This is a genomic window from Nocardioides pakistanensis (genome assembly GCF_054781215.1).
On sequence record NZ_BAAGUV010000062.1, the window covers coordinates 1 to 14393 of the forward strand.

The 14393-nt window shown below is 67.1% G+C and carries 9 protein-coding genes; 4 read left to right on the plus strand and 5 right to left on the minus strand.

The window, feature by feature from the left end; translation table 11 throughout:
• Window positions 1-560 precede the first annotated feature (560 nt).
• The 4 genes from ACYVIH_RS18865 to ACYVIH_RS18880 all read right to left on the minus strand — a co-directional run bounded on the left by ACYVIH_RS18865 (window position 561) and on the right by ACYVIH_RS18880 (window position 8617).
• On the minus strand, window positions 561-3662 hold the full coding sequence (locus tag ACYVIH_RS18865; RefSeq protein ID WP_460871079.1) for a type I restriction endonuclease subunit R: 3102 nt from the start codon (window positions 3660-3662) through the stop codon (window positions 561-563).
• Window positions 3663-3669: 7 nt separating this feature from the next.
• Window positions 3670-5514 carry a GmrSD restriction endonuclease domain-containing protein gene (locus tag ACYVIH_RS18870; protein ID WP_460871080.1) on the minus strand — a complete coding sequence of 615 codons (1845 nt, stop codon included), beginning with the start codon at window positions 5512-5514 and terminating at the stop codon, window positions 3670-3672.
• Window positions 5514-6605, minus strand: a complete 1092-nt coding sequence (locus ACYVIH_RS18875) for a restriction endonuclease subunit S (RefSeq protein WP_460871081.1) — start codon at window positions 6603-6605, stop codon at window positions 5514-5516. Before ACYVIH_RS18875 ends, ACYVIH_RS18870 begins: the two co-directional genes overlap by 1 nt.
• Before the next feature lie 140 nt (window positions 6606-6745).
• Entirely contained in the window at window positions 6746-8617 is a 1872-nt protein-coding gene (locus tag ACYVIH_RS18880) for a class I SAM-dependent DNA methyltransferase (protein ID WP_460871082.1), read from the minus strand.
• Between ACYVIH_RS18880 and ACYVIH_RS18885 the strand changes: the two genes are divergently transcribed.
• Window positions 8600-8878, plus strand: a complete 279-nt coding sequence (locus tag ACYVIH_RS18885; protein ID WP_460871083.1) for a hypothetical protein — start codon at window positions 8600-8602, stop codon at window positions 8876-8878. The two genes, ACYVIH_RS18880 and ACYVIH_RS18885, sit on opposite strands and share 18 nt — an antisense overlap.
• Window positions 8879-9100: 222 nt before the next feature.
• Here ACYVIH_RS18885 and ACYVIH_RS18890 read toward each other — a convergent pair whose 3' ends face one another.
• Window positions 9101-9589: a hypothetical protein gene (locus ACYVIH_RS18890; RefSeq protein ID WP_460871084.1), complete on the minus strand. Its 489-nt coding sequence runs from the start codon at window positions 9587-9589 to the stop codon at window positions 9101-9103.
• Window positions 9590-9833: 244 nt separating this feature from the next.
• On the opposite strand from ACYVIH_RS18890, the gene ACYVIH_RS18895 reads away from it, so the two are divergent.
• The 3 genes from ACYVIH_RS18895 to ACYVIH_RS18905 all read left to right on the plus strand — a co-directional run.
• Window positions 9834-11912 (plus strand): hypothetical protein, encoded by a 2079-nt coding sequence (locus ACYVIH_RS18895; protein WP_460871085.1) that lies wholly within the window; start codon window positions 9834-9836, stop codon window positions 11910-11912.
• A gap of 134 nt (window positions 11913-12046) precedes the next feature.
• Entirely contained in the window at window positions 12047-13978 is a 1932-nt protein-coding gene (locus tag ACYVIH_RS18900; protein WP_460871086.1) for a transposase, read from the plus strand.
• 251 nt (window positions 13979-14229) lie between these two features.
• Window positions 14230-14393, plus strand: a 164-nt coding sequence (locus ACYVIH_RS18905; RefSeq protein WP_460871087.1) for a helix-turn-helix domain-containing protein, incomplete at its 3' end; no start/stop codon positions are given.

A 14393-nucleotide genomic window follows, 5' to 3' on the forward strand; every position in this document is an offset into this window, starting at 1 on the left:
TCAGAAGGGCTCTCTCGTTCTACGCCACGCTCATCTCGGCCACACGCCCCGGTGGATCAGGGCTGAAGCCAACTGGTACGGCTGCGCGTTGGTCGTGCCTCTTGCGAGCACGAGCAGCAGGACACCCGTCACCGCAAGCACCCCCGCCACGGACAAGACCGCGGTCCAATAGAGATGATCGTCGCTCAGCCTCAGGGCAAGCAGGAACGCCGCGGGTGACCATGCTCCGGCCAAGAGTCGGAGGCGCAGCATCATCGGCGCTGCCCCGGCCGGATGTCCTGCAGGCGGCGCAGGGCACGGCGACGCGCATGCTCGGAGGTGACTCCGAGAACTGTTGCCCTCACTTCGGACCCCACGCAGACATGAGCGTGGCGCAGGACTCCGGCAGTCGAACCCACAACGATTTGCTGTAGACCGCCGACGTTGAACGACTTCACCCTGCTCATGTGCTCACCTTGACACCCACCACCGACATGGTCACCCCGCGTGTCCCCGGCCCCAACAATCAGCACGTGATCTAGTGAGCGGTGAGATAGCGCTTTGGGCCTAATGACAGGCAACTACGGCCCCGCTTGAGTTCCGGCAAACAGTTGCGCCTGCTCGAGGACGAGCTCAACCGCCTTCTCCTCAAGGTCCGGCGGGTACCCGTACTTGGCGAGCAGCCGCCTGACCTTGGAGCGCATACCAGCTTTGACCGACTCCTTGTAGTTCCAGTCGATGGTGACGCTGTTCCGCACCGACGAGACCAGGTCGACCGTGATCTTCTTCAGTGTGTCGTCGCCGAGCTCGAGGACAGCGGAGTCGTTCTGGACGATTGCGTCGTAGAACGCGGCCTCGGCTTCAGATAGGCCGAGCTGCTCGTGTCGGGTGGCCTGGTCACGCAGTTCCTTGGCGAGCTTGACGAGCTCGGCGATGATCTCTGCGGTGCTGAGCGACCTGTTGGTGTAGCGGTTGATGGCCTCTTCGAGCTGTTCGGAGAACTTGCGTCCTTGGACGAGGTTGGTGCGCTGGACGGTCTTGATCTGATCGCCGAGGAGGCGGCGCAGCAGCCCAAGCTGCAGGTTGGGCTTGTCCTTGTGAACTAGGGAGTCAAGGAACTCGTCGGACAGGATCGAGATCTCGGGGGTGTCGACGCCGGCGAGCTTGTAGATGTCGACGACCTCGTCCGCGGCGACGGCCTCGTTGACGAGCTGGCCGATGGCGGTGTCGATCTCGACTGCGCCGGAGCCCCCGCGGCCGGAGTCGGGGTTGAGGATCTTCAAGATGGCCGCACGGACGTCGGTGAACATGCGGGTGTCGTTGCGAATGGCGGCGGCCTCGTCGCGGGAGCCCGCGAGGGCGTAGGCCTTGGCGAGGGCGAGCACCTGATCCAGGAAGCGTTCCTGCCGGTCGGGGTCGGCCATCACGAAGTCCAGGACCTTGGCGTGCTCGGCCAGCCGCTGCGCCGCGGGCAGGTCGGGTGAGGAGTCGAAGTCGCAGCCGTGCAGCAGCGCGGTGATGATGTCGTGCTTCTCCAGCATGGCGGCGACGATGTCGTCGATGGGCACCCCGGCCTGGTCCCGGTCGGAGGGCGAGTACTCGGCCAAGGCCTTCTGCAGGTTGGCGAAGACGCCGATGTAGTCCACGACCAGGCCGCCGGGCTTGTCGCGGAAGGTGCGGTTGACCCGGGCGATGGCCTGCATGAGGCCAGCCCCCTGCATGGTCTTGTCGACGTACATGGTGTGCATGGACGGGGCGTCGAAGCCGGTGAGCCACATGTCCCGGACGATGACCAGCTCCAGCGGGTCGTCGGGGTCCTTGGCGCGCAGCTTCAGGTCCCGGCGGACGTCCTTGGAGTGCAGGTGCGGCTGGAACTCCGGCGGGTCGGCGGCCGAGCCGGTCATGACTACCTTGATCCGCCCCGTGGCGGGGTCGTCGGAGTGCCAGCCCGGGCGCAGGGCGACGATCTTCTGATACAGGCGTACAGCGATGCGCCGCGACATCGTCACGATCATCGCCTTGCCGAGCATTGCCTCGCGGCGCTTCTCCCAGTGCTCGACGACATCCGCGGCGATGAGGTCCAGGCGCTCCTCTGCGCCGACGATGGCCTCCAGCCGCGACCAGCGCGACTTCGCCTTCTCGGCCTCGGCTTCCCCGACCCCTTCGGTGATCTCGTCGGTCAGCTCGTCCAGCGCGCCGAGATCGCCCTCGGACAGGGCGACCTTCGCCAGCCGGGACTCGTAGAAGATCTTGACCGTGGCGCCGTCCTCGACGGCGCGGGTGAGGTCGTAGACGTCGACGTAGTCGCCGAAGACCGCCCGGGTGGACTTGTCGGTCGACTCGATCGGGGTGCCGGTGAACCCCAGGAACGTGGCCTCGGGCAGGGCGTCGCGCATGTGCTTGGCCAGGCCCGCCTTGAGCCGGCCGGCCGAATCAAGGGTCTCGCCGAACCCGTACTGCGAGCGGTGCGCCTCATCGGCGACCACAACCACGTTGCGCCGGTCGGTAAGCACGGGGTTGGTGTCGCCGGAGTCCGGAGCGAACTTCTGCAGCGTGGTGAACACAATCCCGCCGGAGGCGCGGCGCAGTAGCGTCCGCAGCTCGACCCGGGACCCAGCCTGCACCGGGTTCTCAGGCAGGATCTCCGCCGGCGCGAACACCTCCCCGAACAGCTGGTCGTCCAGGTCGTTGCGGTCGGTGAGGAACACCAGCGTGGGGTTGCCCATGCGCGGATCCCGCATCACCTTCGCGGCGTACAGCAGCATCTCGATGCTCTTGCCGGACCCCTGGGTGTGCCAGACCACGCCCCCGCGCCGGTCACCCTCCGGCGCGGCCGCCGTGACCGTAGACTCCACCGCCGCGTTGACGGCCCAGTACTGGTGGTACTTCGCCACTCGCTTCACTAGGCCCGTCGCTTCGTCGGAGAAGAACACGAAGTTGCGGACGATGTCGAGGAACCGGGCCGGGTCGAACACGCCCCGGATCAGCACCTCCAGCGCCGGCAGCCCGGTGACGACCTCGCGGCCGTCGATGGTCTTCCACGGCGCGTAGTGCTCAAAGCCGCCGGAGAACGAGCTCATCGCGGCCGAGGTGCCGTCCGAGATCACGGTCACCGCGTTCGGGGTGAACACCGCGGGGATGTCGGAGCGGTAGGTCTGCACCTGGTTCCACGCCGTGCGCAGGGTGGCGTGCTCGGCCGATGAGCTCTTCAGTTCCAGCAGCCCCAGCGGGATGCCGTTGACGAACACCAGCACGTCCGGGCGGCGGTTCTTGTGCTGCACGATCGTGAACTGGTTGACCGCTAGCAAGTCGTTGTTCGTCGGGTCGTCGAAGTCGATCAGCCGGACCGGCACGGTGCGCAGCGATCCGTCCGCCGCCCGGTGCTCCACCGGCACCCCGTCGGTGAGAAACCGGTGCACCCGCAAGTTCTCCGCCAATTCCGACTGCGACTCCGCCCGCTGCAGGCGCTTGATCGCCTCATCGACCAACTCGGGGTGCGCGGGGTTGATGCGTTTGGCGGCCTGTCGGAGCCGGTCGTGGAGGTAGACCTGCTCGAACGAGTCGCGTTCAGACCGCGGCCCGTCCGGGGCGATGTTCGGTCCGAGCTCGGTGGCGTAGCCCAATTGGCGCAGGTACTCCAGCGCCGCCTGCTCCACCACCGCCTCGTCGAACCCTCCGCTCATGGCCGCCTCAGTCCACCTCGTCGGCGGTCTCGGCGATCTCGGAGGCCTCGAACTGCGCTGAGTCCTCCACCGCGGCGCCCTGGTCGACGTCGCGCGGCACCGCCTTGCCCATCGCTTGCTCGACCATCTCGCACATGCGCTCCCGCCGGGCCGCGAAGTAGCCCTCGAAGTTGTCGGCGCGCAGCAGCGCCGCCGGTACCAGGTGCGCCTCCAGCAGGCTATCCAGGTGGTCGGACGAGATCTGCGCCTTCTTCTCGATGACGGCGAGATAGCTGGATGGCGCCGCTCCCCCGATGGTGCGGTTGGTGACGGCCGAGATCGCGGTCTTGTTGACGATGCTCTCGCGGTGCTCGTCGTCGATGCCGTTCTCGTTGCACCACTTCTGCGGGAAGATGTGGTGGATGTCGACGGCGAGGTTGACGTACTGGACCTTATCGAGGGCCTTGTCTTCCATCCAGTCCCGCGCGTGGTTGCTGAGCAGCAACGCGTAGATGCCCTTGTAGGCCGCGGCCTGGCGGGTCCGTAGGGAGTGCAGGCGGGACTCCACAAAGGTCGCGTCGACGACGGTATTGGGCGCGGTGTCGGTCTTGCCGGTCGCCCACGCCGGGACCTGCTCCAGGTCACGGACGAACCGGGTCTCGATCGCGCTGCCGTAGAGCTCGCCGAGGATGCCGCACCAGAACCAGCGGGTGATCTTCTCCCGGGGACCCAGCAGGTCGGCGTCGTGGCCCATCACCACTCGGATCGCCGCGAGCGGCACCAGTTGCTTGGGGTACGGCAGGAAGCGGGTGTCGAAGATGTGCCGGTCGGCGAGGAAGTCAGAGGCCCAGATGAACGCTTCACGAAGAGGCCCGACCCACTCGAGGTAGTCATCCAGGGTGAGCTTGAGGACGTCCTCACGCTTGGCGCTCACCGCCGGTGGCCGCGGCCCGGTGTGTGCGAGGTTTCGCTTGCGGGTCGCCAGCAGCGTGACCGCCTGGAGGAAGTCGGTGTTCTCCAAACCGGCCAGCGCCGGGTACGACGCGAACTTGCTTTGGGTCTCCTTCCAGTCGTCGTTGAGCCGGAAGTCGGTGCCGTGCTGGTCGAAGTACGCCTTGTCGCCGGCGAAGGTCGCGGTCAGCAGCTCGAAGACGTTCAGCGCGAGCCCGCCGGTGTTGACCTTCTCGAAGACCGTCGCCACCGCGGACTTGCTGGTGGAGTTGTCCAGCTCGATCGCGGGGATGTTGTAGGTGTTGGTCGGGGCCATCACCTTGGCCAGGAACTGCGCCATGAGGATGTTGTCGCCGAGCTCCGCGAGCCAGGTGGCTGCGTTGAGCTGGTCGAACAACAGCCGGATCGGAAACAGCTTGTGCGCGCGCTCCTTCTCCGGAGTCGACAGGTCCCGGACGATGTCCTTGCCGAAGTTCGTGCGTTCGATCCCATCCCCCGGCACCGACAGGATTGCCTCATCGATTCGGTCTTCACCCTGCAGGGCGAGCTCGATGTCGACGTAGTAGCGCCGGCTCATGCGCTTACCCCGGCTGTCCATGGTGTCCACCACGCCGTCGCCGGTAAGCGCCTGGGTCAGCGAGGTAAGCCGCTGCTGACCGTCTAGCAGCAACGACTCGGCCGGGGTGCCCTCCGGCACGCTCGTCCCCTCAATCGGACGGGGCTTGAACCGGATTTGGTCGTTGCCGGTCTTCAGCAACATCACTACGCCCAGCGGGTGGCCGCGCAGAATCGTGACGAGCAGCTGCCGGATCCGCTCGTCCTCCCACTTGTAGCCGCGCTGGAAGTCGGGCAGCTGGATCTTTCCAGTCGTCGTCCACTTCAAGTAGTCGCTCAGCTCGTAGAGCGGCGTCTGGAATCCCATCAGGCGTTCTCCTGTTCTTCGGCAGCGTGGTAACCGACCTCGGCTTCCCCTTCTGGGACCCTCAGCCGACCGGACAGGAGCTCAGGGAGCAGCGCGTCGCGAACGGCTCTCAATCGGTCGTTCTGGCGAATGGAGTGATTGATCGCTGAACGCAACTCGGTTGCGCATCGGGCGAACTCGTGTACGACCTCGAGCGCTGGCCAAGGCATCTCGACGTCGACGATCACTTTGGCATTCATGTTCTTCTGCACTGACCCGGTGGTGACCGCCTCGGCATAGTCCCTGTATGAGGACGACTCCAGGAATCCATAGATGTAGAGAGCTTCCGCATAGGAACGGGCAGTGAGTCTCACCAAATAGGACGCGAACACCGCCTGGACCGCCGCGTCATCGACGATCGCAGACTTGCCGGGGTCAGCCATACGCGCAACGACGATGTCGCCTTGTCTCAGTTGGTACTTCTCCAGGTCCGCGTTCTCGATCGTCACATGGGGAACCGACGCCCAGGAAATCCAGTTCTGTTTGTTGATGTCCGTGACCCGTAGGAACTTGGGGCCGACAGCACCGGCCTCGGCACTTGCTGTGAGGCCATACTGCGTAGACACGATGTCGGCCAAGCGGATGTTTCGCTCTGCTTTCCGCGACGCCTGGACCCAGTGCGCCTGCAGTAACTCGTCGAGGATGCCGAGCTTCCGCTGATTCGCCTCGATGTTGTCGTCGAGGGCGCCGAGGGTTGCGGCGATGGCGCGCTGCTCTTCAATCGGGGGAAGCCGAACCGGCACCTCCCTCAGCACATTGGTGTTGAGGTTCGGCATCGTGGCGCCGACTGCGTGCTGAGAGATCCAGGCGCGCGTCTCTGGGAGCGAAAGCGCGTAAGCGAGACAGCGCGCATCGACTGTGGGTCCGTCGATTCTGACGAGCAAACAACCAGTTCCGCACAGCCAGCCGGCTTGGCCTTGGCTGACAAGGGCGCACTTCTCGACGTCGCCTCGCCGGCTGTAGACGATGTCGCCTGGGCGAAGCTTGTGGCGAGACAACCGTTCGACGTGGGCTGAATCCACCCGCGCGATGCCCTCGGATTCGATACGCATGTCACGAATGTTGGTAGGCATTACGACCGGCGTACCCGACTCTGAGTAGTCACTCGCATGCAGTTGGCTTCCAAAGGGGCCAGTCTGAATGACTCCGCCTGACTCCCTCTCCAACTCGCCGAGTGTCCGAGTCGGCCACGTCATGCCGTAAGCCCCCCTAGACGCTTGCGGATCTCCGCTTCCAGCTCGCGGCCACGGTCGAACTCGGCATAGAGCTCCTTTGTGAGCCGCTCGATCTTGTCCGCGACGGGCTCGTCGTCCACTTCCGCTTCTTCAGACCCGACGTAACGGCCGGGAGTGAGGACGAAGTCGTGGGCCGCGATCTCGACCAAGGGCGCTGCCTTGCAGAAGCCAGCCACGTCCCCGTAGCCGCCGTCGTGGTTGCGCCAGGCGTGGTACGTGTCGGCGATCCGGGCAATGTCGGCGTCCTCGAGGACGCGTAGGCGGCGGGTCTCCATGCGGCCGAGTTTTCGGGCGTCGATGAAGAGGACTTCGCCCTCGCGGCTGCGGTGGCCGTTGCCGTGGCGGTCCTTCGAGACAAACCAGAGGCTCACCGGGATTCCGGTGTTGAAGAAGAGCCTGTCCGGCATAGCGACGATGCAGTCGACGAGGTCGGCCTCGACGAGCTTGCGGCGGATGTCGCCCTCTCCCCCACTCTTGGAGGACAGCGATCCATTCGCGAGGACGAACCCGGCGGTGCCTCTCGGGGAGAGGTGATACACAAAGTGCTGCACCCAGGCGAAGTTCGCGTTGCCCGCCGGTGGCACGCCGTACAGCCAGCGGGGGTCGTCGGCGAGCTTGGCATCCCACCAGTTGGAGACGTTGAAGGGGGGGTTCGCGAGGACGTAATCCGCGCGAAGGTCAGGGTGCAGATCGACGGTGAACGAGTCGGCCGAGCGCTCGCCGAGGTCGGCTTCGATCCCGCGCAGGGCGAGGTTCATCTTGGCCAGGCGCCAGGTGGTGTCGGTGAACTCCTGACCGTACACAGAGATGTCGGTGGTCTTGCCGTGGTGGGCCTTCACGAACTCGGCGGACTGCACGAACATCCCCCCGGAGCCGCAGGCGGGGTCGTAGACGCGGCCCTGGAACGGCTCGAGCATCTCCACCAGCGTCTTGACCACGCTGCGCGGAGTGTAGAATGCGCCGGCGTCCTTGCCGGTCTCCTTGCCGGCGAACTGGCCGAGGAAGTACTCGTAGACCCGTCCGAGGACGTCGTCGCTGCCGTGATCGTCGGTCTCGGTGAAGCCGATGGAGCCGATCAGGTCGACGAGCTGGCCGAGTCTGCCCTTGTCCAGACCCTCGCGGCCGTAGTTGCGGGGCAGCACGCCGCGGACCGAGGGGTTCTCCTTCTCGACCAGGTCCATCGCGGTGTCGATGTCCGTCCCGATGGAGGGCAGTTTCGCGCGGTCCTGGACGTGGCCGTAGCGGGCCTCGGTTGGGACCCAGAAGACGTTGTGGCTGGCGTACTCGTCGCGGTCCTCAAGGAATTCCGCGCGCCTGTTCTCAGGAATGCCGTCGGCTTCGAGCTCAGCGGCCAACTCCCGGCGTCTGGCCTCGAACCGGTCGGAGATGTACTTGAGGAAGACCAGGCCGAGGACGACGTGCTTGTACTCGCTCGGTTCCTGGTTGCCCCGCAACGCGTCGGCGGCGTCCCACAGGCGTTGCTCCAGCGACTTCCCCTGCTGGGCAGCCTTGGCCCTGGCCTTGGGCGCAGCTGCCGCCTTCGGGACCTCCTCGACCGGCGCCTTTGCTGCGGCGTCCGCCTGGTCGCCAAGGCGGCGCACAGAACCTCCGCGGCCGCGGCCCAACGCGATCTCGCCGGTGGCGAGCAGCAGCGCCTTGGCCGCCTCGTAGCGCCTCTCGCTCTTCCACCCGAGCCGCTCCCGAGCACGCTGGTTACCGATCGTGGAGCCGTCCTCCGGCAAGACGTCCCAGAGCGCTGCGGCGTCGACGGACGCCTTGGTGCGAGTGACTCGACCTCCGTCGACAGTCAGGTGGCCGACCTCGACCAACTCCTCGACGAGCGTGTCAGATCCCCATCGCGCCGCCAGCGGCCCGCGGTTCTTCAGCTCGCCAGGAGCCATGTCGATGAGGTCGTTCCACACATCGTCACGAATCGGCATGAACGCATCTTCGCTCATGGTGCCGCCGTGCTGTCACGCAACACCCAGGTTCACGAACAGTGGGCGACTGAACAGCGCCATCTGCTCGCGCATCCGGGCGTCCGAGCGACACTGCCGCGGGATGGCGACGAGTGTGAGCGAACCGACTGATCACCTCCCTTCTGGGTCGCTCACGCTCGCCGCCGTCCGGTGCGGCCGCGTGTCCACTGTTGAGTTCTCAAGCTGCGTGCTGCGTTCTGGTCGCTCGGTCCGAGGTCTCCAGCCCAGCGCCGGTCACGGTGCGGGGTCGGCGTGGCTGTGCAACCGCCGCACAGAACCCCCGATCGGTTGAGGGGTCGGAGAGCCAACTGACTCCCCGACCCCTCATGGTTCTCAGGAGGCTTCGTCGATCACCCGAAGCGCCCACGCGTAGTCAGCGGGCAGATCATCTGGGATCTCTCGTCCGCGTTCGCAGACGAGGCAGTCGTCCGGCTGGATTCCGGGTGCGTGGTGGAGCAGGGATGCTTCCCACCCCGCGAGGTGATCCAGCAGCGACGCCCCACCCAGGATCCGGGCGGCGATCGCCTCCTCGGCGGCCTCGAGGACCGCAAGAAGTTCCTCGACGTCGGGAAGCTGTCCGCCCAGCGTGCCGTGGGCGGTCGCCATCGCGCAGCGTCGGATGATGTCGAGCCAGTTGCGGATCAGCAGGACTTCGGCAGCGAACTGTCGGGGATCCTGCGGCGATCCGGAGATCACCCGCAGCCGGCTCTTCTTCGAGTTCCTCGCCGCGCTCGACGAGCGGGCGTGGCGGTCCGCAGCGGGCTCGACGCTGCGGTTGGTCGCGACCGCAGATGCGGCCTGCGACGGCTGGTTCTTTGACATGTGCAACTCCAGCTGGTTGCGCAGCGCCGGGCGAATGCCCCGGCTGTCTGCGGGGCCTCATTGGTTGGGCCTGCACTGGACTCTTGGGGCGCGCTTGTCCTTGACAAGTGCTAACCCGCGCGCCGGCTCGGGGCACGCCGCGCCGACACTCGCGCACCCCGGACGACGGAAGTTCCACCGCGCCTCCGCTACCCGCTCGGTGCGCTATTGGCGTTCCCGGGGCCGATGCCGACTGTCCCGGCGCATGAGCGACAACGACACTGCCTGCAGCGATACGAGCACGTCGGCCAACAAGGGCGCATCCGAGCGTGCCTGGCACAGCCGCGCCGCGGGGGTCCTGTCCTCGTGGGGAGAGGGCTACAGCCCCACGAGTGAACCGGCAGCCCGTGTCTGGGAGGCGCACCGCGACCAGGTCGAGCCGTGGGTCAGCGCCGCGCCGGCGGCGGGAGTCACCGAAGCGCGCCGCGTCGCCAGCGCCGTCTTGGAACTGCTGGCGTGGGCGATGCCGCTGCTGGAGGACTTGGACGCCTGCATGACCGAGGAGGTCCTGCAGCAGTTCATCCGGGACAACCCCAACCACCTCGGCTCCGGTGCGATGGGCAACGTTCGCGGTCGCGTCCGGCGGGTGCTGAAGGCACGAGCTGCGCAGCCCGTCGACAACAACGCCCCCGTCGACCAGGTGGCCCCCGCCCGACGAGACGACGCCGGCTTGGTCTACGACGACGCTGACTGGGAGATCCTCACGGGAGCGGCCCTGGACCATCCGGTCCTCGGCCAGTTGCTGTCAACACCAGACCAGCAGGCGACGCCGGAGGGCTGGGCGGACTGCCGCACCCTTGTCGCAGAGCTGGGCATCGACCTGCGCCAACAGCGTCTGCGTCGCAGCGTGCAGTTGCGCGCTCTCACCACCTCACGCCGCCCCCTGGGCCAGGTGTTGGCTGAGCTGGCGCTCGGCAGGACCGCCGCCACCGAGCTGGCCGCTTTGATGCCAGCTGTCACCAGCGATGACTACCGCGCATTGCTGCGCGAAGACGGAGCGGCGGCGTACCCGGCACCCGAACACCGTCCCGAGGCCGCCAGCCACCACACCGGCCGCCAGACCGGCCACTGCACGGGCCGAGAGGCCAGTCACCGTCCGGAGCAGCCCAGCGTCTTCGCTGAGCCCCGCACGCAGAGTCCTCAGACGTCCGGAGGTGCCACCGACATGTCCGCCTCAGCCACCACGAAAAACCCAGTTCTGGGCGAGCCCGGTGCGGCCGGCGATCCTGCCGCCACAGGCAGCGGTTGCACCGACGCCGCACCGGCCGCCCGCCGGCGTCGCAAGCCCTCCGCACGCCAGGCCCGTCAAGCCGCCGCTGCTGTCCGCGCGGAGGTCGCGCAACGCGTCGCCTCGTTCCCCGACGGGATGCGCTCCTACATCCGCGAGCAGTACCAGCCCAAGCCGCCCGTGGACGAGCACTGGCACCTCGTGAAGGACGCGGTCGAGCGCACGCTGGAGGCCTCCGCCGTGCGCGGCGAGGACAGCATGCGCAAGCACGTGACCCACCTGGCGTACTTCTTCGCGTGGGCCCACAGCGTCGACCTACCGCTGGGAGCGGAGTCGCTCACTCGTCCGCACGTGGGCCGCTACGACGGCGAGACCCTGGCCTCGGTCGGCCGGTCGACTCGCCAGACCCGGCGTTCCCGCCTGCTGCAGATGGCCGACCAGATCCACCCGGAGCAGGCGCCCGTCAAGGGTCCCGCCCTGGAGCACCGAGCGGTCGCAGCGCCCTACCGGCTGGCGGAGATGGCTGTCATCCGACGCGTCGCGATGGTTCAGCCCACGCCGGAGCTAACTCGTCAGATGTGCCTCTTGGTCGGCCTGGGAGCCGGTGCCGGCATCGACTCCGCCGACCTGAAGCGGCTCTACCGCACCGACATCGTGGACCACGGACCGGAGACCGGGATCGAGGTTCACGTCACCAACCTGCGGCGCAGCAAGGACAACACCCGCCAAGAACGGCGCCGCACCGTCTGGGTCCTCCGCCAGTATGAGGACCTCGTGCGAGTTGGCCTCCGGGGCCTGAGGCCCAATCAACTGCTCCTCGGCAAGGACGCCGAACGCGCCAACGTCGCCGCCAGCGTCTACGCGCGAGCGGCGCTGCATGGCGACGTGCCGGAGCTCGCGCAGAGCCGGCTCCGCTCGACCTGGTTGGCCACTCACCTCCAGCGCACGACACCGCTCAACGTGCTCCTGCGTGCCGCCGGACTCACCACCGCGCGGACCCTCGTGGAGCTCATCGAACACCTCCCCCAGTCCGATGACGCCAAGGCCCTGCGATGACCCAGGCCGCCCCTGAGGGGCCCGATCCGATGGCGCCTCCGTCGTCGCGAAACAAGCGTGGTGCGCGATTGCGCATCCTTCCTGGCGCTGGACCGTCCCCGGTCACCACCAATCGGAGACAAGGAACCAGCACGATGCACCGCCCGCCGCACCAGCCGACCAACGACGACCAGACACCCGAAGCATCCGACGAGCTTGCACCGCTGTTGGGCAAGCCCGAAGACAACAGGAAGATCAGGGTCGCCTCGGACCTCCACCCCAACCAGCTGGCCCAGCTCGACGCCGCCTTCCGGCGGCACCACTGGCTGGTGTCCGACACCGGCGTCGGAGAGCTGCTGGACCGACACTGCCGCAGTTCCAACCGAGGACGCCGCAAGCAGGGACTCGACGGCTGCCTCTACTACGCCCTGCAGCTCACCGCCGTCTTCGCCTTCGGCCAGGCCACGATCGAGCAGATGTACGTGGTGTCGCGATCGCTGCCGCTCAAGACGCGGCTGGATTTCGGTCTCGTCAGCTACGAAGGCAAGAAGAAGGTGGGTGAACTCACCCGCAAGCAGCTGTACACGATGACCGAGGGGCTGGCGCGTAACCTCAACTACACCGCCGACTGCCTCACCAAGGCGGAAACCGAACTGCCCGTCGACGAACAGGCTGGGATCGTTACGGCCCGCCGAGCAGAGCGTCACGCCGTCGTCAACGACATCGTCAGTCGACTGCTGACCGGAACTCACCTCATCGACGTCGACCACGGGACCTACGCCATCGACGACACCAGCATCTGGGCGTGGTCCAAGGCGCCCTACGAGGATCGCAACGCAGCCGGCGGTAAGGACCGGCCACTCGCCGATGAGGACTCCGACGATCAGCAGGAACCCCTCGGCGCGGTCGACAACCCGTCGGAGGAGGGTGCTGGCACTGGCGCTGACACCGGCGCCGACACCGAGGGCCGATCCGACGGCGACCGCCGGCGCAACCCTGACTCATGGCGTTGCCCCGATGCGGCATGGGGCGGCAAGACCTCGAAGACCGGCAAGCAGGTCGGCATCTACGGCTACAAGGCCCACGTCATCGTGAACACCAACGACCCCGAGCGTCAGACCGCCTTGCCCGTTCTGATCCAGGCGCTGGAGCTGACGCCAGCCAACGCAGACATCGTCGACGTCTCCCTCCGCCTCATCGATCAGATCCGCGACCGGGCCCCGTTCGTCCGCATCATCGGGGACCGCCACTACGGCTACAAGCGGTTCGAGCGGTGGGCCCTGGAGCTCTGGATGCGTCGCATCCACCAGGTCCTCGACCTGCGTGTCGACAAGCCCGGCCCGGTCGACCAGTTCGGCGCGAAGGTCATCGACGGTCGGCCGCACTGTCCCGGCATGGCCGCCCACCTGGAGAACCTAAGCCCATCGGATGACCCCGACCAGCAGGCGCAGTTCGTCCGCCAGGTCGAGTATCGCCAGAAGTTCGCCTTCCGGATGGTCGCGGGTCCCTTGGCGTCGCAGTCCAAGGTCGCAGCCGGCCAGCCGGACCCGAAGGTCGGTACCACTCGCTGGGAGTGCCCCGCCCTTGCCGGCACCGTCGGCTGCCCGCTCCGTCAGGGTACCGTCCAGGTCGCCCGCGAGCTCGACATCCCGATCGTCCCCAACCCGCCGACCCCCGGGCCGGACGGATCCCTGCCCAAGTGCTGCGTCCAGCGGACCGTCCAGATCAACCCGGACAGCAGCATGAAGTACCTCCAGGAGGACTACTGGGGCGGCACCAGGTGGTCCGGCATGTTCGACCTTCGGTCGGCAGTGGAGGCCGTCTTCGGCAACATCAAGAACCGCGGGACCGAGGACGTCCGCCGCGGCTTCGTGCAGGTCACGGGGCTCCCGCTCGTCACCCTCGGCGTGGCCGCCGCCGCGGCCTGCTACAACATCCGCATCCTCGAGAAGCACAGCCGCGAGTCCGGCCAGCGCATCGGGCACCCCCTGATGAACCACCCCCTCGACAGCGAGCTCATCGAGAGCGTCCTGCTGCGAGGCGAGGAGGTCACCGACTACGCGGCCAGCCACACCGCCGCAGCTTGATCCTCTGAGCGACGACAGGAGGGCCCCACCGCCATGGCGGTGGGGCCCTCCTGTCGTTGGGGCGCGACCTCCCCGAGCCGGCCGACACCCCCCAATTCGGGAAACTGTCTAGGCCGATTTCGGGAAAGGCCTCTCGGTGGAGCTGGCGGTGTGCTGGTTCAGGACATCCCGGACAGGTGTCTCAAGACATGCCGGACGGATGTCTCCGGAGATCCCGGACTCTGAGTTGCCCGGGCGTCAGCGTCCGGGGCATGACACTCAACAGACTGGTCATCACCGCGCTGGTGACCGAGAAGCGTTCCGTGCCCGAGGTCGCCGCCGAGTACGGCGTCTCCCGTTCCTGGCTCTTTGAACTGCTGGCCCGTTACCGCCACGAGGGCGAGGCCGTCTTCGAGCCCCGCTCCCGACGCCCGAA